Raw genomic sequence first — 26,748 nt, 5'->3', positions numbered from 1 at the left:
CAGTAGCATAACCGGGGTGTCGCGGTACTGGCAGCCCCTAAACAACCCCTACCGGTCCTATTTCCCGCGGAAAGGAACGGGAGCGGTGTGCAGAATAGCGATCGGCCGTGTTCGACGGAAATGGCCGCAGGGGTACCACCACCGCAGCCCGGGAGTCTGACGTGGAAGAGTCCGCAGTCGTCATAGTCGGGGCGAGCAGCGGCTTCGGCGCCGCGCTGGCCGAGGACCTCGCCGGCGCCGGCCGGACGGTGATCGCGGGCGCCCGCAGCGCCCGCCCGTCCGGTGGCGGCGTGCTGTACCGGCAGGTCGACGTGACCGACGAGGAGAGCGTCGCGGCGTTCTTCGCCCAGGTGGCGGAGGTCTCGCCGGCCCCGTACGGCCTGGTCTACAGCGCGGGCGACGCCTCGGCGGTCGGGTACGGCTGGGAGGTCGGCGCCGACGAGCTGAACCGGGTCTTCGACGCCACGTTCTTCGGTTTCGTCCGCTGTCTGCGCTACGCGGTGCCGCCGATGCGCGCGGCCGGGCGGGGCAGCGTGCTGGCCCTCGGCTCGCACAGCGCCCGGGTGCCGGTCGACATGCTCGGCGCGTACGCCTCGGCCAAGGCGGCGCTGGAGCACTACGTGCGCACGCTCGCCAAGGAGCTCACCGGGTCGGGCGTGCGGGCCAACGCGCTGGGCATCGTCGCGGAGACGGCGCTCTCCCGCGACTTCCTCACCCGCAAGGCGGACGCCCTGGGGCGCGAGACCCCGTACCCCGCGCTGCCGGCGGTGCGGGACAACCTGCCGCTCGCCCGCTTCCTGCTCTCCGCCGAGTCCTCGCACGTCTCCGGCCAGGTGGTGGACGCGTTCCCGCCGGCCTGGTGACGCGGGCGGGCCCGGCGGCCCGGCCGGTGGGCTCAGCCGGGGGCGGTGAGCACCGAGTCGGTGAGCGCCAGCACCCCGGCGCGGACGGCGTCCATGGTCATCCCGGTGCCGACGAGCAGGTCGACGAACTCCGCGCGCGGCACGCCCAGGACGGCGTGGGCCATGAAGCCGGCGTCCACGCCCGGCCGCGCCTCGGCGATCGCCCGGGCGAGGGCGTCGTGCCAGAGCAGGTACCGGCCCACGTTGGCGTGCGAGCGGGAGGCGTTCTCCAGGGCGCGCAGCAGTGGGCCGCCGGGCACCACGACCTCGTCGAAGAGCTCGCCGACGAAGCGCAGCACGCGCTCCCGGGCGGGCACCTCCGGGTCGGCCAGCCGGTCGAGCGCGCCGTCCTGCCAGTCCTCCGTGAGCTGGTCGAACAGGGCGCCGATGAGGCCCTCGCGGTTCCCGAAGCGCCGGAACAGGGTGCCCTTGCCGACCCCGGCCGCCTCGGCGATCTCCTCCATCGAGACGTGCTCGACGCCGCCGTCCCGGAACAGCTGCTGGGCCGTGGCCAGGATCTTGCGCCGGTTGTGCGCGGCGTCCGCGCGCTCCCTGACGGCCACATGAGCTCCCTTGACATCCAGCGGTGATCCGGGGCTACGCTATCGCAACCAAGCGGACCGCCGGTCCGCTTATGGTGAAGTTCACGGCAGCTGAGTCAAGGAGACGCACCCATGCGTTCTGTTCGGTTCCACGAGTACGGTTCGCCCGAGGTCCTCAAGGTCGACGAGGTCCCGGACCCGGAGCCGGGCGAGGGCCAGCTGCTGGTCCGGGTGAGCGCGGCCGGGATCAGCTACGCCGAGACCCAGATCCGGTCCGGCCTGATGCAGCAGTTCGCCTGGTTCCCGGACCCGCCGCTGCCGTACGCCCCCGGCTTCGAGGTCGCGGGCACGGTCGTGCGGGTCGGCGCCGGTGTCGGTGACGAGTGGGTCGGCCGGAAGGTCGTCGGCGCCGCCCCGACCGCCGGTGGCTACTCCGAGCTGGCCGTCCTGCCCGCCGGCGCCGTCCAGGCGATCCCCGACGGGCTGGGGGAGCACGAGGCGCTGGCGCTCTTCGGCCAGGGCGTGGTCGCCGTCGGCGTGGCCGAGGTCGCCGCGATCCAGCCCAAGGACGTCGTGCTGGTCCAGTCCGCCGCCGGCGGTGTCGGCAGCCTGCTGGTCCAGCTGGCCAAGAACGCCGGCGCCGAGGTGATCGCGCTGGCCCGCGGCGAGAAGAAGCTCACCCTGGCCCGGGAGCTCGGGGCGGACCACGTCCTCGACTACACCGAGGAGGGCTGGGAGCAGCGCGTCCGCGACCTCGCCCCCGGCGGCGTCCAGGTCGCCTTCGACGGGGTCGGCGGCGAGATCTCCAAGGCCTCGTTCGACCTGCTGGCGATGGGCTTCGGCCGGCTGGTCGTCTACGGCACCGCCGGCGGCACCGCCCCGCAGTTCGACCCCGAGATGCTGTACGTCCGCGGCGTCTCGGTCTCCGGCTTCGGCCCGCGGGTCTTCCTGCAGCCCGAGTACGGGGCCCGGCTGCGCCAGACGGCCTTCGACCTCGCCGCGGCCGGCTCGCTGAAGCCGGTCGTCGGCCAGGTGTTCCCGCTGGCCGAGGCCGCCGCCGCGCACCGCGCGTTCGAGGAGCGCACCACCCTCGGCAAGGCCGTCCTGGTCCCGTAGTCCCCCCGGCGCGGTGGTCACGGCGGCGGCCGTGACCACCGCGCCGGTCACCCCTACGACGCATGCGCCCGGTCCGTTCCACGGACCGGGCGCATTCGTCGTTCCCGGCCCTTCGCCGGCGTCCTTTCCGCAGGTCGGAGCAGAACTCCCGGCGCACCCCGGAGATATTCGGAAAGGGGTAAGGGGGACCCCTCCGGTAGGGGTTTGACAGGGGAGTGCCCGAACGGTTCTCACGCCTAGCATCGGTATCTGATCGTCTGTGCGGCCATTGTCCCGAACATATCGACGGTGGGAGAACCGGAAGCATGAGTGGCTCCGTGGGTGAGATCGAAGCGACGGACGGCGCGATAGCCGTCATCGGCATGTCCTGCCGCTTCCGCGGTGCGCAGGGCGGCGAGGAGTTCTGGCAGCTGCTGAGCACCGGCACCGACGCGGTCGCCGCCGCCCCCGCCGGGCGCCCCGGCCGGGCCCGGGGCAGCTACCTCGACGGCGTCGACCGCTTCGACGCCGCGTTCTTCGGCATGACCCCGTCGGAGGCCGACGCCACCGACCCGCAGCAGCGGCTGGTGCTCGAAGTCGGCTGGGAGGCCCTGGAGAACGCCGGGATCCGCCCCGCCGACGCCGGCCGCCTCGGCGTCTTCGTCGGTGCGATCTGGGACGAGTACGGCGAGTTGAGCCGCCGGGCCGGCCCCGACACCTTCGGCCGGCACACCGCCACCGGGGTGCACCGCAGCGTCATCGCCAACCGGCTCTCCCACGTCCTCGGCGCGGCCGGCCCCAGCCTGGTCGTCGACACCGGACAGTCCTCCTCCCTGGTCGCCGTGCACCTGGCCTGCGAGAGCCTGCGCCGCGGCGAGTCCGAACTGGCCGTCGCCGCCGGCGTCAACCTGCTGCTCGGTCCCGACAACGAGGCGCTGCTCGCCGCCTGGGGCGGTCTGTCGCCCGACGGCGTCTGCCGCACCTTCGACGCCCGCGCCAACGGGTTCGTGCGCGGCGAGGGCGCCGCCGCCGTCCTGCTCAAGCCGCTGGCCGCGGCGATCGCCGACGGCGACACCGTGCTGGCCACCATCCTCGGCAGTGCCGTCAACCACGGCGGCGAGGAGAGTCTCGCCACCCCGAGCGTCGACGCCCAGCGCGCCGTGCTCGCCGCGGCGCACCGGGCCGCCGGGGTCACTCCCGCCGACCTCCAGTACGTCGAACTGCACGGCACCGGGACCCCGGTGGGCGACCCGGTCGAGGCGGCCGCGCTCGGCGCCGAACTCGCCGCCCCGCGCGCCGCCGAGGCTCCGCTGCTGGTCGGCTCCGTCAAGACCAACATCGGGCACCTCGAAGGCGCCGCCGGGATCGCCGGCCTGGTCAAGGCGGTGCTCGCGGTCCACCACCGCGCCATCCCGGCCACCCTGCACCACGAGACCCCGCACCCCGGCATCCCGCTCACCGAACTCCACCTGGAGGTCGCGCGCGAGCTGCGTCCGTGGCCCCGCCCCGACCGGCCGCTGGTGGCCGGGGTCAGCTCGTTCGGGATGGGCGGCACCAACTGCCACCTGGTCCTGACCGAGGCCCCGGCCCGGCCCGAGCGCCCCGCCGCCACCCCGATGCCGGCCGTGCCGTGGGTGGTGAGCGGCCACACCCCGGCGGCGCTGCGCGCCCAGGCGGGGAAGCTCACCGCACTGGCCGCCGCGGACCCGGTGGACGTCGGCCACTCGCTGGCCACCACCCGCTCGGTGTTCTCCCACCGCGCCGTGGTGGTCGGCGCCGACCCCGCCGACCTGCTCGCCGGTCTGGACGGCCTCGCCGGGACCGGCGCGGTGGCGGACGAGCCGAGGCTCGCCCTGGTCTTCACCGGCCAGGGCGCCCAGCGCATCGGCATGGGGCGCGAACTCCGCGCCGCCTACCCGGAGTTCGCCCGGACCTTCGACGAGGTCTGCGCCCGGCTGGACGCCCTGCTCGGCGGCTCGCTGGCGGAGACGATCGACACCGGCGAGGGCCTCGACCGCACCGGCCGGACCCAGCCCGCGCTGTTCGCCGTCGAGGTCGCGCTGGCCGCGCTGCTGGACTCCTGGGGCGTCCGGCCGGACGTCGTCGTCGGCCACTCCGTCGGTGAGATCGCGGCCGCCCACGTGGCCGGGGTGCTCGACCTGTCCGACGCCTGCGCCCTGGTGGCGGCCCGCGCCACGCTGATGCAGGCGCTGCCCGCCGAGGGCGCGGCCATGGTCGCCGTCGAGGCCGCCGAGGACGAGGTCCGTGCCCTGCTCGGCGACCGGACCGGCGCCGCCGACATCGCCGCCGTCAACGGCCCGGAATCGGTCGTGCTGTCCGGCGTCGACACCGTGGTGGCCGAGGTGGCGGAGCAACTGCGCGCCCGGGGGCGGCGGGTCAGGCGGCTCGCCGTCAGCCACGCCTTCCACTCACCCCTGATGGACCCGATGCTCCCGGACTTCCGCCAGGTGGTGGCCGGGCTCACCTTCCGCCCGCCGCGCGTCCCGATGGTCTCCACCGTCACCGGCGCCCCGCTCACGGCGGCCGAGGCGGCCTCGCCGGACCACTGGGTCCGCAACGTGCGGCAGCCGGTGCGGTTCGCGGACGCGGTCCGCGGCTGCGCCGCCACCGCCTTCCTGGAGATCGGCCCCGACGCCGCGCTCACCGGCGCGATCGGCGACACCCGGCCCGAGGCCCTCGCCCTGCCCGCGCTCCGGAGCGGCCAGGCCGAACCGCCGCGGCTGCTGAACTCCCTCGGCCGGCTCTTCGAGCACGGCGTCGGCGTCGACTGGCCGCGCCTGTTCGAGGGCACCGGCGCCCGCCGGATCCCCCTGCCCGGCTACGCCTTCCAGCGGGACCGGCACTGGCTCGGCATCCCGCGCGGCGACGACCCGGTGCACGAGCCCTCCCGCGCCGAAGCGCTGCGGCAGCGGCTGGCCGACGCGCCCGACCCCGACGCCGCCACCACCGACCTGGTCACCCGCGCCCTCGCCCGGGTCCTCGGCACCGACGCGGCCGGTGTCGACGTCGACAGCGCCTTCCGCGACCTCGGCCTCACCTCGGTGACCTCGGTCGAACTGCGCGACGCCCTGGTCGCCGAGACCGGACTCCCGCTGCGCACGGGCCTGGTGTTCGACCACCCCACGCCGCGCCGGCTGGCCGCGCACGTGCACCGCTCGCTGTTCGACGCCGCCCCCGACCCGGTGGCCCCGGTCACCGTCCGGCCGGTGGCGGCGGACGACCCGGTGGTGATCGTCGGCATCGGCTGCCGCTTCCCCGGCGGAGTCTCCTCCCCGGCCGACCTGTGGGACGTGGTCGCCGGCGAGCGCGACGTCATCAGCGGCTTCCCGGCCGACCGGGGCTGGGCGCCCGGACCGGTCCGGCACGGCGGATTCCTCGACGGCGCCGCCGACTTCGACGCGGACTTCTTCGGCATCTCGCCGCGGGAGGCGCTGGCCATGGACCCGCAGCAGCGGCTGCTGCTGGAGACGGCGTGGGAGGCCTTCGAGCACGCCGGCATCGACCCGCACACCCTGCGCGGCAGCGCGACCGCCGTCTACGTCGGCGCCAGTGCCGAGGAGTACGGACCCCGGCGGCACGCGGCCCCCGAGCACCTGAACGGCTTCCTGCTGACCGGTGGTTCGCCGAGCGTCATGTCCGGCCGGATCGCGTACGCCTTCGGCTTCACCGGTCCGGCGCTGACCGTGGACACCGCCTGTTCCTCGTCGCTGGTGGCGTTGCACCTGGCGGTGCAGGCGTTGCGCGGTGGTGAGTGTGCGTTGGGTGTGGTGGGCGGGGTGACGGTGATGTCGTCGCCGGGGACGTTCGTGGAGTTCTCGCGGCAGCGGGGGTTGGCGGCGGACGGTCGGTGCAAGTCGTTCTCGGCGGACGCGGACGGGACGGGTTGGTCGGAGGGTGTGGGGGTGCTGCTCGTGGAGCGGCTCTCGGATGCCCGTCGGTTGGGTCACCGGGTGTTGGCGGTGGTGCGGGGCAGTGCGGTGAACCAGGACGGTGCGTCGAACGGTCTGACGGCGCCGAACGGTCCTTCGCAGGAGCGGGTGATCCGGCAGGCGTTGGCGAGTGCGGGGTTGTCGGCGGCGGATGTGGACGCGGTGGAGGCGCACGGGACGGGGACGCGGCTGGGTGACCCGATCGAGGCGGAGGCGTTGCTGGCGACGTACGGGCGCGGGCGGGACGCGGACCGGCCGCTGTATCTGGGGTCGGTGAAGTCGAACATCGGGCATACGCAGGCGGCCGCGGGTGTGGCCGGCGTGATCAAGATGGTGATGGCGCTGCGCAGCGGTCTGCTGCCGCGATCCCTGCACCTCGACACCCCGACACCCCACGTCGACTGGACGGCCGGGGCGGTGGAGTTGCTGGGCGAGGCCCGGGAGTGGTTCGCGGGTGACCGTCCGCGTCGCGCCGGGGTCTCCTCGTTCGGGATCAGTGGCACGAACGCGCATGTGATCCTCGAAGAGGGGGATCCGGCGGCGGTCGCGGTGGGCGGTGACCGGGCGACGATGCCGGTGGTGCCGTGGGTGGTGTCGGCGCGGTCGGCGGAGGCGCTGGGCGGGCAGCTGGCCCGGGTGGCGGAGCTGGCGTCCTCGGGCGATGTCGACCCGGTGGATGTCGGGTGGTCGTTGGTGTCGTCGCGGGCGGTGCTGGAGCACCGGGCGGTGGTGCTGGGCTCGGATGTGGTCACCGCCGGGGCGGGTGCGGTTCGGGCGGGTGTGGGGTTCCTGTTCGCGGGCCAGGGTGGTCAGCGGGTGGGGATGGGGCGGGAGTTGTACGAGGCGTTCCCGGTGTTCCGGGCGGCGTTCGACGAGGTGTGCGCGGTGCTCGACGCGCCGGTGGCGGAGGTCGTCGCCTCGGGTGAGGGGCTGGGTCGTACGGGGTTGGCGCAGCCGGCGCTGTTCGCGCTGGAGGTGGCGCTGTTCCGGCTGCTCGCCTCCTGGGGTGTGGCTCCGCGTGTGCTGGTGGGGCATTCGGTGGGTGAGATCGCGGCGGCGCATGTGGCCGGGGTTCTGGATCTGGTGGACGCGTGTGCGCTGGTGTCGGCGCGGGCCCGGTTGATGGACGCGCTGCCCGCCGGTGGGGCGATGGTCGCGGTGGAGGCGGCCGAGGAGGAGGTCCTCCCGCTGCTCGCCGGGCTTGCGGAGGTGGGTGTCGCGGCGGTCAACTCGTCGACTTCGGTGGTGGTTTCGGGTGCGGAGGGCGCGGTTCGCGCGGTCGTTGAGGCGCTGCCGGGCCGCCGGACCAAGCGGCTGGAGGTGAGCCATGCGTTCCACTCTCCGCTGATGGCCCCGATGTTGGAGGACTTCCGTGCGGTGGTGGCGGGTCTGGCCTTCCACCCGCCGCGCGTTGCGGCGGTCTCGACGGTCACCGGCCTGCCGGTCGACGGTGAGTGGTGTGACCCGGCCTACTGGGTGGAGCATGTGTCCCGCACGGTCCGTTTCGCGGACGCGGTCGAGGCGGCGGGTGTGGGCGCCTGGGTCGAACTCGGCCCGGACGGTGTGCTCTCGGCCCTCGTCGACGCTGCCGCGCCCGCGCTGCGCGGGGACCGGCCGGAGTGCCGCCAGGCGGTGACGGCCCTCGCGCACGCCTTCGTCCACGGTACGGACGTCGACTGGCCGGCGCTGTTCGCGGGCCATGACCCGCGCCTGGTCGAGCTGCCGACGTACGCCTTCCAGCGCGAGCGCTACTGGCTGGAGCCCGTCACGGGTGACGTCGCCTCCGCCGGACTCACCGACGCCGCCCACCCGCTGCTCGCCGCCGTGGTCGAACTCCCCGACGGCGGAACGGTGCTGACCGGGCGGATCTCCCTCGCCACCCACCCCTGGCTGGCCGACCACGTGGTGCCCGGAGGACTGCTGCTCCCCGGCGCGGCCTTCGTCGAGCTGGCCGTCGCGGCCGGTGACCGCGTCGGCGCGCCCCGGATCGAGGACCTGACGGTGACCGCGCCGCTGCCCCTCGCCGAGCACGGCGTCGCCCTGATCCGGGTGACCGTGTCGGCCGAGGACGCCGCCGGGCGCCGGGACATCGCCGTCGACTCGCGGGCCGACGCCGAGGACGAGTGGACGCGCAACGCGAGCGGTCTGCTCGGCCGGGCCGTCGCCGAGCCGTCGGTGGCCGGGGCGTGGCCGCCGCCGGAGGCGGTCGAGGTCGACGCGACGGACGTCTACCGGCGGCTGGCCGAGCACGGCTACGCCTACGGACCGGCCTTCCGAGGGCTGCGGCGGCTCTGGCGGGCCGGTGCGGAGCTCTGCGCCGAGGTCGAGCGGGCCGCGCCCGCCGAGGACGCCTTCGTCGTCCACCCCGCGCTGCTCGACGCCGCCCTGCACCCGTGGCTGCCGGGCGCCACCACTGGGGACGGCCCGCGCCTGCTGCCGTTCGCCTGGCAGGGCGTGGAGGTCCACGCGACCGGGACCGGCCGGCTGCGGGTCCGGATCACCCCGGTGGGGCCCGACGCGGTGGGCCTGCACCTCGCCGACGCGGCCGGCCGGCCGGTGCTGACCGTCGACTCGCTCACCTGGCGCGAGGCACGCGGCCCCGCCGACGCCGCCGCCAGGCACCTCTTCCAGGTGGACTGGACCCCGGTCGGGACGGCCGGGGCCGAGTCCGCCGACCAGGTCGAGCTGGCCTGGGACGCCGATCCGGCCGCGCTGTCCGGTCCGGTGCCGGCGCTCGTCACGGTGTCGGTGCCCGCCGGTGGCGCGGACGTCGTCGCCTCGGCCCACGAGCTGACCCGGGGGGCGCTCCGACTGGTCCAGGGCTGGCTGGCGCAGGAGCGGTTCGCCGACGCCTGCCTGGCGTTCGTGCTCGACGAGACCGATGTGGCCGCGGCGGGCGTGCGCGGTCTGCTCCGGTCGGCGAGCACCGAGCACCCGGGGCGGTTCAGGATCGTCGCGGTGACCGGCCGGCCCGGCCCGGCGGCGCTGCCGCTGCCCGACGTGGCCGAGCCGGAACTGGCGCTGCGCGACGGCGTCGTCCTGGCGCCGCGGCTGGCCCGGCTGGCGCCCGCGGCGGACGCGCCGGAGCTCCGGTTCGACCCGGAGGGGACGCTGCTGCTCACCGGCGGCACCGGCGAGCTGGGCGCTTCGCTGGCCCGGCACCTGGTCCGCGTCCACGACGTCCGGCGGCTGCTGGTCCTGAGCCGCAGCGGCCCGGCGGCCCCGTCGGCGGCCCTGCTGCGGGACGAACTCGCCGAGCTGGGGGCCGAGGTGACCGTCGCCGCCTGCGACGCCGCCGACCGGGCGGCCCTGGACGCCGTGCTGCGCGACGTCCCGGCCGCGCATCCGGTGCGGGCGGTGGTGCACGCCGCCGGTGTGCTGGACGACGGCATCGTCACCGCCCTGACCGCGGAGCGGGTGGACGCCGTCCTCCGGCCCAAGGTCGACGCCGCGTGGGCGCTGCACGAGGCGACCCGGGAGCTGGACCTCACCGCCTTCGTGCTCTACTCCTCGGTCTCGGCCCAGATCGGCGCGGCCGGCCAGGCCAACTACTCGGCCGCCAACGCCTTCCTCGACGCGCTGGCCGAGCACCGCGTCCGGCACGGCCTGCCGGCCACCTCCCTGGCCTGGGGCCTGTGGGCCCAGGCGGGCGGCATGGCCGAGAGCCTGACGGACGCCGACATGGCGCGGATGGCCCGGACGGGCGTGCTCCCGCTGCCGCACGACACGGGGGTGCGGCTGTTCGACCTGGCGGTGCGGCAGAGCCGCGCGCTGGTGGTGCCGATGCGTTTCGACACCGCCGCCGTCCCGGGCGGCCCGGTGCCGCCACTGCTGCGCGGCCTGCTCCGCGCCGGGACCCCCGCGCGGCGCGGCGCCGCCGCCGGCCCGCTCGCCGGGGCGGCGGCGCTGCCGGTCGCCGACCGGGCGGCCGCCGTGACCGGGCTGGTGCGGGACACCACGGCCGCCGTGCTCGGCCACGCCGACGCCGACGCCCTCGACCTGGACCGGACCTTCCAGAGCCTCGGGCTGGACTCGCTGACCGCCGTCGAGCTCCGCAACGGCCTGGCCGCGGCGCTCGGCTCGCGGGTGCCGACCACGCTGGTCTTCGACTACCCGACGCCCCGGGCGGTGGTCGCCCACCTGCTGGCCGAGCTGACCGGCGAGCCCGCGGCCGAGGAGGCGCCGGGCCGGCCTGACCGGGCCACGGCCGACGAGCCGATCGCCATCGTCGCGATGGCCTGCCGCTACCCCGGTGAGGTGGACTCCCCGGAGGCCCTGTGGCGGGTCGTCGCCGAGGAGCGCGACGTGGTGTCCGGCTTCCCGCAGGACCGGGGCTGGCCGGCGGACCTGTACGACCCGGACCCCGAGCGGCCCGGCCACACCTACGCGACCGGCGGCGGCTTCCTGCACGGCGCCGCCGACTTCGACGCCGCGTTCTTCGACATCTCGCCGCGCGAGGCCCTGGGCATGGACCCGCAGCAGCGCCTGCTGCTGGAGACGGCCTGGGAGTCGCTGGAGCGTGCCGGGATCGACCCGGCCACCCTGCGCGGCAGCCGGACCGGCGTGTTCGCCGGGCAGATGTACCACGACTACGCGCCCAGCGTGGACCGGATGCCGGAGGACCTCGAAGGCATCCTGCTGACCGGCAACACCGGCAGCGTGCTGTCCGGCCGGCTCTCCTACGCCTTCGGTCTGACCGGTCCGGCGATCACGGTGGACACCGCCTGCTCCTCGTCCCTGGTGGCGGTGCACCTCGCCGCGCAGGCGCTGCGGGCGGGGGAGTGCACGATGGCCCTGGCCGGCGGCGTCACCGTGATGTCGACGCCCGGCACCTTCGTCGAGTTCGCCCGCCAGCGCGGCCTGGCCCCCGACGGCCGGTCCAAGCCGTTCTCGGCCGCGGCCGACGGCGTCGGCTGGTCCGAGGGCGTCGGTGTGCTCGTCCTGGAGCGGCTGTCGGACGCCCGGCGCAACGGGCACCAGGTGCTCGCGGTGGTGCGCGGCTCGGCGGTCAACCAGGACGGCGCGTCCAACGGCCTGACCGCGCCGAACGGCCCGTCGCAGCAGCGGGTGATCCGGCAGGCGCTGGCGAACGCCGGGCTGACCCCGGCCGACGTGGACGTGGTCGAGGCGCACGGGACCGGCACCCGGCTCGGCGACCCGATCGAGGCGGAGGCCCTGCTGGCCACCTACGGCCGGGACCGGGACGCGGACCGGCCGCTCTACCTCGGCTCGGTGAAGTCCAACCTCGGGCACACCCAGGCCGCCGCCGGCGTCGCGGGCATCATCAAGCTGGTCATGGCGCTGCGGCACGAGGTGCTGCCCCGGAGCCTGTACGCCGACGAGCCGTCCCCGCACGTGGACTGGACGGCGGGCGGGGTGGAGCTGCTCGCGGGCAGCCGGCCCTGGCCGGCCGGCGGCGCGGCCCGGCGCGGCGCGGTCTCGTCCTTCGGCATCAGCGGCACCAACGCCCACGTGATCATCGAGCAGCCGCCCGCCGCGGTGCCCGTCGCCCCGGCCGCCGTCCGGGCCCCGGGCGTCGTGCCGTGGGTGCTCTCGGCCCGGAGCCTGCCGGCCCTGCGGGCCCAGGCAGGCCAGCTCGCCGACCGGCCGGTGGACGACCCGGCGCAGGTCGCCGCGGCCCTGCTCGCCACCCGGTCGGAGTTCGAGCACCGTGCCGTGGTGCTCGGCGACGGCGCCGAGGACCTGCGGACGGCCCTGCGGGCCGTGGCCGCCGGGGAGCCGCACGCCCGGGCGGTGCTCGGCGAACGGACCGAGGAACCCGGCGAGGTGGTGTTCGTCTTCCCCGGCCAGGGCTCCCAGTGGATCGGGATGGCCCGCGAACTGGTCGCCACCGCCCCGGTGTTCGAGCAGGCCCTGCGGGCGTGCGACCGGGCGATCGGCGAGCTCACCGGCTGGTCGGTGCTGGCGGTCGTGACGGGCGCCGAGGACGCTCCCTCGCTGGACCGGGTCGACGTGGTGCAGCCCGCACTGTTCGCGGTGATGGTGTCGCTGGCGGAGCTCTGGCGCTCGCTGGGCGTCCACCCCGCCGCCGTCGTCGGGCACTCCCAGGGCGAGATCGCGGCCGCCCACGTGGCGGGCGGCCTCTCGCTCGCGGACGCCGCCCGGATCGTGGTGCTGCGCAGCCGGGCCCTGACCGAACTGGCTGGCTCGGGCGGCATGCTGTCCGTCCCGCTGCCCGAGGCCGAGGTGACGGCTGCCCTGGCCGGCCGGGACGGCCGGCTCTCGGTCGCCGCGGTGAACGGACCGCGCGCGACCGTGGTGTCCGGCTGGGTCGACGCGCTGGACGCCTTCGAGGCCGAGCTGCTCGCGGCGGACGTCCAGGTGCGGCGGATCCCCGTCGACTACGGGTCGCACTCCGTCCAGGTCGAGCCGCTCCGGGAGCGGCTGCTGGCCGAACTCGGCCCGGTCGCCCCGGTCTCCGGCACCGTGCCGATGTGGTCCACCGTCACCGGCGGCCGGCTCGACACGGCGGAGATGGGCGCCGCCTACTGGTACGAGAACCTCCGCCGCACCGTCCGCCTCGACGAGGTGGTCGGCGAGCTGCTGGCCACCGGGCACGGCGTGTTCGTGGAGTGCAGCCCGCACCCGGTGCTCACCGTCGGGATCCGCGACCGGGCCGAGAGCGGCGACCGGCCCGCGGTCGCGGTCACCGGATCGCTCCGGCGCGACCGGGGCGGCCTCGACCAGTTCCTGGGCAGCGCCGCCGAACTGTACGTGCGCGGGGTCCCGGTGGACTGGACGCGCCCGCTCGGCGCCGTCCCCGGCCGGCCGGTCGACCTGCCCACCTACCCGTTCCAGCGCGAGCGGTTCTGGCTCGGCCCCGTCACCGCCGCCACCGACGTCACCGCCGCCGGGCTGGCCGGCACCGGCCACCCGCTGGTCGGGACGGCCGTCGACCTGCCGGACGGCGGGCTGGTCCTGACCGGGCGGCTCGCCCTGGACACCCGGCCGTGGCTGGCCGACCACACCGTGTTCGACCGCGTCCTGGTACCCGGGACGGCCTTCGCCGACCTGCTGACCGCGATCGGCGACCGGGTCGGCGCACCCTGCCTTGAGGAGGTGACCATCACCGCCCCGCTGGTCGTGCCGGAGCGCGGCGGCGTCCTGGTCCGGGCCGTGGTGTCACCGGCCGACGAGGAGGGCCGCCGCCGGGTGAGCGTCCACTCCCGCACCGGGACGGACGAGGCCGCGCCGCCGTGGACCGACCACGTCGAGGCCGTACTCGGCTCGACCGGCGGCTCCCCGGTCGAGCTGCGCGCCTGGCCGCCCGCCGGTGCCGCCGAGGTGGACCTCGACGGGGCGTACGAGCGGCTCGCCGCCGACGGCTACCGGTACGGACCGGGCTTCCGCGGGCTGCGCCGGCTCTGGCGGCTGGGCGAGGACCTCTACGCCGAGGCCGTGCTGGAGGGCGAGCAGCCCGACGGGCACCTCGTGCACCCGGGCCTGTTCGACAGCGCGCTGCACCCCCTGCTGCTCGTCGACGACCGGGAGGGCGGACTGCCGTTCGCCTGGCAGGGCGTGCGGGTGCACGCCTCCGGCGCCACCCGGGTCCGTGCCCGGATCAGCCCGGTCGGCGCCGACGCGGTGTCGGTGGCGCTCGCCGACGGCACCGGCGCGCCGGTGCTGACCGTCGACTCGCTGGTCCTGCGGCCCGCCGCCCGCGCGGCGCTCGCCGCCGGGGCGGGGACGCCCGACGCGCTGCACCTGGTCGACCTGGTGCCGCTGCGGCCCGCGCCGGCGGACCCCGACACCACCGGCTGGGCCGTGCTCGGTGAGCTGCCCGACTGGTGGCCCGCCGAGCTGGGCCGGCCGGCCTCCTTCCCCGACCCGGCGGCCCTGGCCGCGTCGGCCGGCCCCCGCCCGGCCGTCGTCCTGGCGCCCGCGGACCGGCCGGCGGACCGGGCGGACACCGGAGCGGGTGTCGCCGACGCCGCCCGCCGGGCCGTGCATCGGACGCTCGACCTGGTCCGGTCCTGGCTGGCGGACGAGCGGCTGGAGGGCACCGAACTCGTCGTGCTGACGGTCGACTCCCTCGCCGGCGACCCGGTCCAGGCCGGTGTCCGCGGCCTGCTGGCGACCGCCCAGACCGAGAACCCCGGGCGCTTCCGGCTGGTCGACCTCGACGGCGAGGCCGCCGCCCGGTCGCTGCCCGCCGCGCTGGCCACCGGTGAGCCCCAGCTGGTGCTGCGCGGCGCCGAGTGCTTCGTCCCCCGGCTCGTCCCGGCGGCGAGCCGGCCGGCCCTCCCGGTGCCGGACTCCGCCGCCTGGCGGCTGGAGATCCCCGAGGTCGGCACGCTGGACAGCCTGGCGCTGGTGCCCGCCGACACCGCCGACCGGCCGCTGGAGCCGGGCCAGGTCCGGGTCGCCGTCCGGGCGGCCGGGCTGAACTTCCGGGACGTCCTGATGGCCCTCGGGATGTACCCGGGCGAGGTCGTCCTCGGCAGCGAAGGGGCCGGCATCGTCACCGAAGTGGCCCCGGACGTAACCGAGTTCGCGCTCGGGGACCGGGTGGTCGGGATGTTCTTCCACGCCTTCGGCCCGGTGGCCGTCGCCGACCGGCGCATGATCGCCCCGATGCCGGAGGGCTGGTCCTTCGCGGAGGCCGCGTCCGTCCCGGTCGTCCACCTCACCGCCTACTACGGCCTGGTGGACCTCGCCGGGCTGCGGGCCGGGGAGCGGGTGCTGATCCACGCGGCCACCGGCGGCGTCGGCATGGCCGCCGTCCAACTGGCCCGCCACCTCGGGGCGGAGGTCTACGGCACCACGAGCCCCGCCAAGCAGGGGGTGCTCCGTGACCTCGGCGTCGACGAGGCGCACCGCGCCTCCTCGCGGTCCCTCGACTTCGAGGAGCGCGTCCGCACCGCGACCGGCGGCCGGGGCGTCCACGTGGTGCTCAACTCGCTGGCCCGCGAGTACGTCGACGCGTCGCTGCGGCTGACGGTGCCGGGCGGCCGGTTCGTGGAGATGGGCAAGACCGACATCCGGGCCGCGGCCGACGTCGCGCGCGACCACGAGGGCGTCACCTACCGCGCCTACGACCTCGTCGACGCCGGACCGGAGCGGATCGGGGTGATGCTGCGCGAGATCCTGGACCTCTTCCGGGCCGGCGCGCTGACCCTCTCACCGGTCCGGGCCTGGGACGTGCGCCGGGCCCGGGACGCCTTCCGGCACCTGCGCGAGGCCCGGCACGTGGGCAAGAACGTCCTGACCGTGGCGCCCGCGCTCGACCCCGACGGCACCGTCCTGATCACCGGCGCCACCGGGCTGCTCGGCGGGATGATCGCCCGCCACCTGGTGCACGCCCATGGTGTCCGGCACCTGCTGCTGGCGAGCCGCAGCGGCGCGGCCGCCGAGGGGGCCGGCCCGCTGGCCGCCGAACTCCGCGCGGCCGGTGCCCGGGTGACCCTCGCCGCCTGCGACACCGCCGACCGCGCGGCACTGGCCGGCCTGCTGGCCGACATCCCGGAGAAGCACCCGCTGACCGGCGTCGTCCACGCGGCCGGCGTCCTCGACGACGGGGTGCTCACCTCGCTCGACGCGGCCCAGGTCGACCGCGTCCTGCGGCCGAAGCTGGACGCCGCCTGGCACCTGCACGACCTCACCCGCGACCTCGACCTGGCCGCGTTCGTCCTCTACTCCTCCATCGCCGGCGTCAACGGCGCCGCCGGCCAGGCCAACTACGCCGCCGCCAACACCTTCCTCGACACCCTCGCCGCGCACCGCGCCGCGAGCGGCCGGGCCGGGCTCTCGCTCGCCTGGGGTCTGTGGGACCAGGCCAGCGGAATGACCGGGCACCTCGCCGAGGCCGACCGCGCCCGGATGGCCCGCGGCGGGCTGGTGCCGATGACGGCGGAGGAGGGGCTGGCCCTCTTCGACGCCGCGCTCGCCGCCGGCGAGCCCGTGGTCGTCCCGGCCAGGCTCGACACCCGCGCCCTGCGCGCCGACCCCGACGGCGTGCCCGCGCCGCTGCGCGACCTGGTGCGGACCGCGGTGGTCCGGCGCACCGCCGCGGCGGGCGGCGACGGATCGCAGTCCCTCGCCGAGCGCCTGGCCCGGCTGTCCGGGGCGGACCGGCGCAGCACGCTGCTCGACCTGGTCACCGCGCAGGTCGCCGCCGTCCTCGGGCACTCCGACCCGGCCCAGGTGCGGGACGCCCGCGCCTTCAAGGAACTCGGCGTGGACTCGCTCACCGCGGTCGAACTGCGCAACCGGCTGGCCGCCCTGAGCGGCCTGCGGATGCCGGTGACCCTGGTCTTCGACCACCCCAGCCCGACCCGGGTCACCGACCACATCCTCGGCGCGCTCGCGCTCCCCGAGGACGACGAGGACCCGGTGATGGCCGGCCTCCGGGCGGTCGGCGACTCCCTGGCGGGCGCCCTCACCGACGAGGAGTCGCGCCGCCGCGTCACCGCCCGTCTGCGGGAACTGCTGGACGCCTGCGCGGCGCCCGCCGCGGACGGCGCGGGGGACGACGACGACCTCGACGCGGCCACCGACGACGAGCTGTTCGCCCTGGTCGACCAGGACCGGCCCTAGGGCTTCTCGGACAAGGAGGGGTGTGCTTCCGCCGCCCACTGTTCCACCGCCCGATGTTCCACACCGCCTGCCGTATGCGACCGACCAGGGAGTGACCGCGCGTGTCCGACGAATCCAAGCTCCGCGAATACCTCAAGCGTTCGATCGCCGACGCGCGTGACGTGCGGAGGCAGCTCGAAGAGGTCCAGGAGAAGGCGAACGAGCCCATCGCCATCGTCGGCATGGCCTGCCGGTTCCCCGGCGGGGTCGGCTCGCCCGAGGACCTGTGGCAGCTGGTCGCCGACGGCGTCGACGCCATCGGCGGGCTGCCGACCGACCGGGACTGGGAGCTCGACCTGCTCTACGACCCCGACCCGGAGGCCGCCGGTCACAGCTACGCCCGGGACGGCGGATTCCTCTACGACGCGGGCCTGTTCGACGCGGGCTTCTTCGGCATCTCGCCGCGGGAGGCGCTGGCCATGGACCCGCAGCAGCGGCTGCTGCTGGAGACGGCGTGGGAGGCCTTCGAGCACGGGGGCATCGACCCGGTGGCGCTGCACGGCAGCCGGACCGGGGTGTTCGTCGGGGCGAGCGGCCACGAGTACGGCCCCCGCGTCGACGAGACCCCGGCCGAGGTGGAGGGGCTCGTCCTCACCGGCGGCGCACCCAGCATCATGTCCGGCCGGGTCGCCTACACCTTCGGCTTCACCGGTCCGACCCTGACCGTCGACACCGCCTGCTCCTCCTCCCTGGTGGCGCTGCACCTGGCGGCGCAGGCCCTGCGCAACGAGGAGTGCCCGCTCGCGGTGGCCGCCGGGGTCACGGTCATGTCCACCCCCCGGACCTTCGTGGAGTTCTCGCGGCAGCGGGTCGGCGCGCCGGACGGCCGCTGCAAGTCGTTCTCGGCCGAGGCCGACGGCGCGGGCTGGTCGGAGGGTGTGGGGGTGCTGCTGCTGGAGCGGCTCTCGGACGCCCGTCGGTTGGGTCACCGGGTGTGGGCGGTGGTGCGGGGCAGTGCGGTGAATCAGGACGGTGCGTCGAACGGTCTGACGGCGCCGAACGGTCCCTCGCAGGAGCGGGTGATCCGGCAGGCGTTGGCGAGTGCGGGGTTGTCGGCGGCGGATGTGGACGCGGTGGAGGCGCACGGGACGGGGACGCGGCTGGGTGACCCGATCGAGGCGCACGCGCTGCTGGCGACGTACGGCCAGGACCGTGCCGAGGGCGAGCCGCTCTGGTTGGGCTCGGTGAAGTCGAACATCGGCCACACCCAGCACGCGGCGGGGATGGCCGGCGTGATCAAGATGGTGCTGGCGATGCAGCACGGGGAACTGCCCCGGAGCCTGTACGCGAAGGAACCGTCGCCGTTCATCGACTGGTCGGCCGGGGCGGTGGAGTTGCTGGGCGAGGCCCGGGAGTGGTCCGCGGGTGACCGCCCGCGTCGCGCCGGGGTCTCCTCGTTCGGGATCAGTGGCACCAACGCGCATGTGATCCTCGAAGAGGGGGATCCGGCGGCGGTCGCGGTGGACGGTGACCGGGCGGCGATGCCGGTGGTGCCGTGGGTGGTGTCGGCGCGGTCGGCGGAGGCGCTGGGCGGGCAGCTGGCCCGGGTGGCGGAGCTGGCGTCCTCGGGCGATGTCGACCCGGTGGATGTGGGCTTCTCGTTGGTGTCGTCGCGGGCGGTGCTGGAGCACCGGGCGGTGGTGCTGGGCTCGGATGTGGTCACCGCCGGGGCGGGTGCGGTTCGGGCGGGTGTGGGGTTCCTGTTCGCGGGCCAGGGTGGTCAGCGGGTGGGGATGGGGCGGGAGTTGTACGAGGCGTTCCCGGTGTTCCGGGCGGCGTTCGACGAGGTGTGCGCGGTGCTCGACGCGCCGGTGGCGGAGGTCGTCGCCTCGGGTGAGGGGCTCGGCCGCACCGGGCTGGCGCAGCCGGCGCTGTTCGCGCTGGAGGTGGCGCTGTTCCGGCTGCTCGCCTCCTGGGGTGTGGCTCCGCGTGTGCTGGTGGGGCATTCGGTGGGTGAGATCGCGGCGGCGCATGTGGCCGGGGTTCTGGATCTGGTGGACGCGTGTGCGCTGGTGTCGGCGCGGGCCCGGTTGATGGACGCGCTGCCCGCCGGTGGGGCGATGGTCGCGGTGGAGGCGGCCGAGGAGGAGGTCCTCCCGCTGCTCACCGGGCTTGCGGAGGTGGGTGTCGCGGCGGTCAACTCGCCGACTTCGGTGGTGGTTTCGGGTGCGGAGGGCGCGGTTCGTGCGGTCGTTGAGGCGCTGCCGGGCCGCCGTACCAAGCGGCTGGAGGTGAGCCATGCGTTCCACTCCCCGCTGATGGCCCCGATGTTGGAGGACTTCCGTGCGGTGGTGGCGGGTCTGGCCTTCCACCCGCCGCGCGTTGCGGCGGTCTCGACCGTCACCGGCCTGCCGGTCGACGGTGAGTGGTGCGACCCGGCCTACTGGGTGGAGCACGTGTCCCGCACGGTCCGCTTCGCGGACGCGGTCGAGGCGGCGGGTGTGGGCGCCTGGGTCGAACTCGGCCCGGACGGTGTGCTCTCGGCCCTCGTCGACGCTGCCGCGCCCGCGCTGCGCGGGGACCGGCCGGAGTGCCGCCAGGCGGTGACGGCCCTCGCGCACGCCTTCGTCCACGGTACGGACGTCGACTGGCCGGCGCTGTTCGCGGGCCATGACCCGCGTCTGGTCGAGCTGCCGACGTACGCCTTCCAGCGCGAGCGCTACTGGCTGAAGCCGGCGACACGCACCGGGGCGGGCAGCCCGGTCTCCCGCGATTCCCTGCTCTACCAGGTGGGTTGGCAACCTCTCGACCTGCCGCTCCGGGATGCCGTGCCCGGCACCTGGCTGGTCGTCACATCGCCCGGACCGGATCGGGACGAGCTCCTGGCGGAGGCCGCCCGACGCCTGGGGACCCTGGTCGAGAACGTCGTCCGGGTCGAGCTCGACCCCGCCGTCGAGCTCGACGAGCAGGCGGTCGCCGGGCTGCTGCGCCGGATCGCGGGCGAGGCGCCCCTCGCGGGCGCGGTGTCGCTGCTCGGTCCGCGCGCGGGGGCGCTGGTGGCGGTCGCCCGTGCGCTGGACACGATCCCGCTGTGGTGCCTCACGCGCAACGCCGTGGCGGCCACCGCCGAGGATCCGGCGGTGGATCCGGACGGCGCCGGCCCGTGGGCGGTCGCGCGTGTGCTCGGCTGGGAGCTGGCCGAGAGCTGGGGCGGAGTCGTCGACCTGCCCGCCGCGCCGACCGAGGAGGACTGGAACCGGCTGCGCGACGTGCTGGCCGCCGGCCAGGACGCGGACGACCAGCTTGCCGTGCGGGCCGGGCGGGTCCTCACCCGGCGGCTGCGGCCCGCGCGCGCCGGGGGCAGCGCGGTCGGCCTGAGCGGAACGGTCGCGGTCGTCGGTGACCTCGGGCCCCGGGCCGGTGTGCTCGCGGACTGGCTGCTGGGCGTCGGCGCCGACCGGGTCGTCCTGGTCGGCGCACCGGGCGGCACGGGCCGGGCGGACGAGGGAGTCGGCAAGCCCGGACTCCCGGACCGGGTCGAGCGCGCGGAGTGGAACGCCGCCACCCGGGCGGAGCTCGCCGGGAGCGCCGTCGTCCTGCTCGAAGAAGCACACGGCGACACCACGACCCTGACGGCCGAGCAGTGGCACCGGCTGGTCACCGCCCGGACGGAACAGCTGAAGGACCTGCACGAGTGGGCCGGGGCCGGGATGCTGCTGGTGCTCTGCTCCGCCGTCGGCGTCATCGGCGGCGCCGCGTCGCCCACCGTGACCCAGACCGCGGCGGAGGCCGTGGTCCGGCACCGCCGGTCCCTGGGCCTTCCCGGGCTGTCGGTGGCCGTCGGCCCGGACGAGGACGGGCCGGGCGCCCTCGGGTTCCGCTCGGTCGGTCTGCGCGAGGCGCTGGGGCTGGTGAGCACCGGCCGGGAAAACACCGTCGTCGCCGACGTCGACTGGGAGCAGGTGGTCTCGGCGCCGACCGTGGCGCGCGCCCACCGCTTCGTCGCCGAGCTGCCCGAGGTCAGGGCCCTGCTCGGGGCGGACGCCCGGGCACTGCGCGACCGGCTCGCCGGTCTGGCGGACGCGGACCGCCGCCAGGCGCTCGTCGCCCTGGTCCGGACCGAGGTCGCCGAGGTGCTCGGCTACGCGGAGTCCGGGCCCCTGGAGACCGCCCGCGCCTTCACCGAGCTCGGGCTGACCTCGCTGACCGCCGTCGACCTGCGCAATCGCCTGAACGCGCGGACCGGCCTCCGCCTGGCCGTCTCGCTCGCCTTCGACCGCCCCACGGTCGAGGCGGTCGCGGACCACCTGGCGGCGGAACTGCTCGGTGCGGACGACGACCAACTGCCCGTCGCACCGGCCGCGGTCACCGACGAACCGATGGCGATCGTCGGCATGGCGTGCCGCTTCCCCGGCGGGATCGGCTCGCCGGAGGACCTGTGGCGGGTCGTCGCCGACGGCGCCGACATGATCGAGCCGTTCCCCACCGACCGCGGCTGGAACATCGAGGACCTCTACGACCCGGACGCCGGCGCCCCGGGAAAGACCTACACCGCAGAGGGCGGCTTCCTCCGGGGGGCGACCGAGTTCGATGCCGGGTTCTTCGGGATCTCGCCGCGGGAGGCGCTGGGCATGGACCCGCAGCAGCGCCAACTGCTGGAGACGGCGTGGGAGGCCTTCGAGCAGGCCGGCATCGACCCCGCGGCGCTGCGCAACAGCCCGACCGGGGTGTTCGTCGGCGGCAACGGTCAGGACTACGCGACGTCCATGACCCGCGTCCCGGCCGGCGTCGACGGGTACCTGATGACCGGCAACGCGGCCAGTGTGCTGGCCGGCCGGATCGCGTACGCCTTCGGCTTCACCGGTCCGACCCTGACCGTGGACACCGCCTGTTCCTCGTCGCTGGTGGCGTTGCACCTGGCGGCGCAGGCGTTGCGCGGTGGTGAGTGTGCGTTGGGTGTGGTGGGCGGGGTGACGGTGATGTCGTCGCCGGGGACGTTCGTGGAGTTCTCGCGGCAGCGGGGGTTGGCGGCGGACGGTCGGTGCAAGTCGTTCTCGGCGGACGCGGACGGGACGGGTTGGTCGGAGGGTGTGGGGGTGCTGCTCGTGGAGCGGCTCTCGGATGCCCGTCGGTTGGGTCACCGGGTGTTGGCGGTGGTGCGGGGCAGTGCGGTGAACCAGGACGGTGCGTCGAACGGTCTGACGGCGCCGAACGGTCCGTCGCAGGAGCGGGTGATCCGGCAGGCGTTGGCGAGTGCGGGGTTGTCGGCTGCGGATGTGGACGCGGTGGAGGCGCACGGGACGGGGACGCGGCTGGGTGACCCGATCGAGGCGGAGGCGTTGCTGGCGACGTACGGGCGCGGGCGGGACGCGGACCGGCCGCTGTATCTGGGGTCGGTGAAGTCGAACATCGGGCATACGCAGGCGGCCGCGGGTGTGGCCGGCGTGATCAAGATGGTGATGGCGCTGCGCAGCGGTCTGCTGCCGCGATCCCTGCACCTCGACACCCCGACACCCCACGTCGACTGGTCCAAGGGCGCCGTCGAGCTGTTGAGCGAAGCCCGGGTGTGGGCTTCTGGCGAGCGTCCGCGTCGCGCCGGCATCTCCTCCTTCGGTGCGAGCGGCACGAACGCGCATGTGATCGTGGAGGAGGGGGATCCGGCGGCGGTCGCGGTGGGCGGTGACCGGGCGGCGATGCCGGTGGTGCCGTGGGTGGTGTCGGCGCGCTCGGCGGAGGCACTGAGCGGGCAGCTGGCCCGGGTGGCGGAGCTGGCGTCCTCGGGTGACGTCGACCCGGTGGACGTGGGCTTCTCGTTGGCGAAGTCGCGGGCGGTGTTCGAGCACCGGGCGGTGCTGCTGGGCGCCGATGGCTCCGAACTCGTCGCGGCCGAGCCGGTGTTGTCCTCGCCGGGTGCGGTTCGGGCGGGTGTGGGGTTCCTGTTCGCGGGCCAGGGTGGTCAGCGGGTGGGGATGGGGCGGGAGTTGTACGAGGCGTTCCCGGTGTTCCGGGAGGCGTTCGACGAGGTGTGCGCGGTGCTCGACGCGCCGGTGGCCGAGGTCGTCGCCTCGGGTGAGGGGCTCGGCCGCACCGGGTTGGCGCAGCCGGCGCTGTTCGCGCTGGAGGTGGCGCTGTTCCGGCTGCTCACCTCCTGGGGTGTGGCTCCGCGTGTGCTGGTGGGGCATTCGGTGGGTGAGATCGCGGCCGCGCACGTGGCCGGGGTTCTGGATCTGGCGGACGCGTGTGCGCTGGTGTCGGCGCGGGCCCGGTTGATGGACGCGCTGCCCGCCGGTGGGGCGATGGTCGCGGTGGAGGCGGCCGAGGAGGAGGTCCTCCCGCTGCTCACCGGGCTCGCGGAGGTGGGTGTCGCGGCGGTCAACTCGCCGACTTCGGTGGTCGTTTCCGGCGCGGAGGAGGCGGTTCGTGCGGTTGTCGAGGCGCTGCCGGGCCGCCGCACCAAGCGGCTGGAGGTGAGCCACGCGTTCCACTCCCCGCTGATGGCCCCGATGCTGGAGGACTTCCGTGCGGTGGTGTCGGGTCTGGCCTTCCACCCGCCGCGCGTTGCGGCGGTCTCGACCGTCACCGGCCTGCCCGTCGAGAACGAGTGGTGCGACCCGGCCTACTGGGTGGAGCACGTGTCCCGCACGGTCCGCTTCGCGGACGCGGTCGAGGCGGCGGGTGTGGGCGCCTGGGTCGAACTCGGCCCGGACGGTGTGCTCTCGGCCCTCGTCGACGCTGCCGCGCCCGCGCTGCGCGGGGACCGGCCGGAGGCCCGCCAGGCGGTGACGGCCCTCGCGCACGCCTTCGTCCACGGTACGGACGTCGACTGGCCGGCGCTGTTCGCGGGCCATGACCCGCGCCTGGTCGAGCTGCCGACGTATGCCTTCCAGCGCGAGCGCTACTGGCTGGAGCCTGTCACGGGTGACGTCGCCTCCGCCGGACTCACCGACGCCGCCCACCCGCTGCTCGCCGCCGTGGTCGAACTCCCCGACGGCGAAACGGTGCTGACCGGGCGGATCTCCCTCGCCACCCACCCCTGGCTCACCGGCCATGCGGTCCTGGGTTCGGTCCTGCTGCCGGGCTCGGCCTTCGTCGAGCTGGTGCTGACGGCCGGGCGGCGCGTCGGGTGCCCGAGGCTGGAGGAGCTGGTGCTGTCCGCTCCGCTGGTGCTGCCGCGTTCGGGGGCCGTCCAGCTCCAGGTCGTGGTGGAGGCTCCGGACGGTTCGGGCAGCCGGGCCGTGGCGGTGTACTCGCGGCCGGCCGCCGACGACGCCGATCCCGAGTGGACCCAGCACGTGACGGGTTCGGTGGGTGCGGCCGAGGCGGAGCCCGGCGCGGGGGCCGACCAGCCGGCCGGCGATGCCGTCGAGCGCGATCTGACCGGCCTGTACGAGGAGTTGACCGATCGGGGCTATGCCTATGGCCCGGTGTTCCAGGGCCTGCGACGGCTCTGGAAGGCGGGTGACGAGGTCGTCGCGGAGATCGAGCTGCCCTCGGGCGCGCCCGGTGCGACCGGCGACTACGTCCTCCACCCCGCCCTGCTGGACGCGGTGGTGCACCCGTTGCTGCCGGGGGTGGTGGACGACGAGCGGGCGGCCGGGCTGCCGTTCGCCTGGAGCGGGGTGAGCGTGTTCGCGCCGGGGGCGTCGCGGCTGCGGGTGCGGATCGTGCCGATCGGTCCGGACACGGTGTCGCTGCACATGGCGGACGACGGCGGTCGGACGGTCGCCAGGATCGACTCCCTGGCGTGGCGGGAGGTGACCGCGGATGCCGTTCGGGCCGCCGGTCACGACGCGCTGTTCGAGGTGGTGTGGCAGCAGGTCGAGCCGGTGTCGGCGGCACGCCCGGCGGAGTCGACCGCGACGTGGGCGGTGCTCGGCGCGCCGAGTGACGAACTCCCGCTCCACTACGCCGATGTGGCCGCGCTCGGTGTCGCGCTCGACGCGGGGGCGCCGCTGCCGCCGGTCGTGCTGGCCCGGCTGGCCGCCGGTGACCCGGCCGACCCGGCCACCACGGTCGGTGACGCGCTGGAGCTGGTCCAGGCCTGGTTGGCGGACGCGCGGCTGACCGGGGCCCGGCTGGTGGTCGTCACCACCGGCGCCACCGGTCCCACCGCTCCCGCCGCTCCCGCTGGCCCGGACGCCCCCGGCGCCACCGGTGCCACCGGCCCCACCGCCGTCGACCTGGCCGGAGCCGCGGCCTGGGGCCTGCTGAAGTCGGCGCAGACCGAGCACCCCGACCGGCTGGTGCTGGTCGACGTCGACGACCTGGACGCGGCCTGGCCGCTGCTGCCGGGCGCGGTGGCCTCCGGCGAGCCGCAACTGGCCCTGCGGGCAGGCACCGTACTGGTCCCCAGGGTGGCCCGGCCGTCGGCCGGGGGCGACGTCCCGGTGGCGTTCCCGGCCACGGGGACGACGCTGATCACCGGTGGTACCGGTGTGCTGGGCGGGATGTTCGCCCGCCACCTGGTGCGTGCCCACGGCGTCCGCCGGCTGCTGCTGGCCGGCCGCCGGGGCCCGGACGGACCGGGCGTCGCCGAACTCGTCCGGGAGCTGGAGGAGTCGGGCGCCGAGGTCGAGGTGGCGGCCTGTGACGTGACCGACCGGGCGGCGCTGGCCGCGCTGCTGGCCGCCGTCCCCGCCGAGCACCCGCTGACCGCCGTCCTGCACCTGGCCGGGGTGGCCGACGACGGCGTCATCGACTCGCTGACCCGCCGCCGGGTCGCCGACGTGCTCGCGCCCAAGGCGGACACCGCCTGGCACCTGCACGAGCTGACCCTCGGCCTGGACCTGTCGGCGTTCGTCGTGTTCTCCTCGGTCGCCGCCACCTTCGGGGCGCCCGGACAGGGCAACTACGCGGCCGCCAACGGCTATCTGGACGCCCTGGCGCTGCACCGCCGGGCCCGGGGCCTCCCGGCGCTGGCCCTGTCCTGGGGGCTGTGGGCACGGGAGAGCGGCATCACCGGCCGTCTCGGCGCGGCGGACCTGCGCCGGCTCGCCCGGGCCGGGATCATCGCGCTGGACGACGCCACCGGCCTCGACCTGTTCGACGCGGCGCTCGCGGCGGGGCGGCCGTGGCTGCTGCCGATGCGGCTGGACACCAAGGCCCTGCGGGCCCAGGGCGAGGCGATGCCCGCGGTGCTGCGCGGCCTGGTCGGCCGGCCCCGGCGGGCCGGCGCGGCGGCCGGGGCGCCCGAGGAGACCCTGGTGGACCGGCTGGCGCGCACCGCGCCGGAGGACCGGGACGGGCTGATCGACGAGGTGGTGTGCCGCGAGATCGCGGTCGTCCTCGGCCACGCCGGGGCCGACGGGATCGACCGCGACCGGACCTTCGCGGAGCTGGGTTTCGACTCGCTGACCGCGGTGGACCTGCGCAACCGGCTGACCGCCCTGGCGGGGCGGCGCCTGCCGGCCACGCTGGCCTTCGACTACCCGACGCCGACCGCGCTGGTGGGCTATCTGCGCACCGAACTGCGGGCGCGGGTGCCGGAGGCCGGCCACCCGGTGCTGGACCGGCTGGAGGCGCTGGAGGCCACCACGGGCACGACCGGGCTCGACCCGGCCACCCGGGAGCGGGCGGTGGAGCGGCTGCGCGCGCTGCTCTCCCATTGGACGGCCGACACCGAGGCGGCCCAGGTCACCGAAAGGCTGGCCGACGCCTCCGCCGACGAGGTCTACGACTTTGTCACCAGGGAACTCGGGATCTCCCTCAGCTGAGCACGTCTGT

At 75.7% G+C, this 26,748-nt stretch carries 4 protein-coding genes and 1 pseudogene; 4 read left to right on the top strand and 1 reads right to left on the bottom strand.

The window, feature by feature from the left end; all coding sequences use genetic code 11:
• Window positions 1–161 precede the first annotated feature (161 nt).
• Complete coding sequence (locus OG618_RS06345; protein WP_329486226.1) at window positions 162–863, top strand: SDR family NAD(P)-dependent oxidoreductase; 702 nt, start codon at window positions 162–164, stop codon at window positions 861–863.
• 32 nt (window positions 864–895) lie between these two features.
• On the opposite strand, the gene OG618_RS06340 is transcribed toward OG618_RS06345, so the two are convergent.
• Window positions 896–1,465, bottom strand: a complete 570-nt coding sequence (locus OG618_RS06340; protein WP_329486225.1) for a TetR/AcrR family transcriptional regulator — start codon at window positions 1,463–1,465, stop codon at window positions 896–898.
• 111 nt (window positions 1,466–1,576) lie between these two features.
• Here OG618_RS06340 and OG618_RS06335 point away from each other — a divergent pair, with 111 nt between their 5' ends.
• From OG618_RS06335 to OG618_RS06325, 3 genes and pseudogenes are all read left to right on the top strand, one after another.
• Window positions 1,577–2,560, top strand: coding sequence for a quinone oxidoreductase family protein (locus tag OG618_RS06335; RefSeq protein WP_329486224.1), 984 nt, complete (start codon window positions 1,577–1,579; stop codon window positions 2,558–2,560).
• 317 nt (window positions 2,561–2,877) lie between these two features.
• Window positions 2,878–17,046, top strand: a complete 14,169-nt coding sequence (locus tag OG618_RS06330; RefSeq protein WP_329486223.1) for an SDR family NAD(P)-dependent oxidoreductase — start codon at window positions 2,878–2,880, stop codon at window positions 17,044–17,046.
• A gap of 140 nt (window positions 17,047–17,186) precedes the next feature.
• A pseudogene (locus OG618_RS06325) lies at window positions 17,187–26,738 on the top strand (type I polyketide synthase); the annotation flags it as partial.
• Window positions 26,739–26,748: the final 10 nt, after the last annotated feature.

The sequence above is a fragment of the Kitasatospora sp. NBC_01246 genome, from assembly GCF_036226505.1.
In the GTDB taxonomy this organism is placed as follows: Bacteria; Actinomycetota; Actinomycetes; order Streptomycetales; family Streptomycetaceae; genus Kitasatospora.
This window is presented reverse-complemented; position numbering and strand designations above follow the sequence as displayed.

Coding starts and splice junctions, on each gene's coding strand:
- OG618_RS06335 (WP_329486224.1), top strand. CDS start 1,577: ATGCGTTCTGTTCGGTTCCACGAGTACGGTTCGCCCGAGGTCCTCAAG.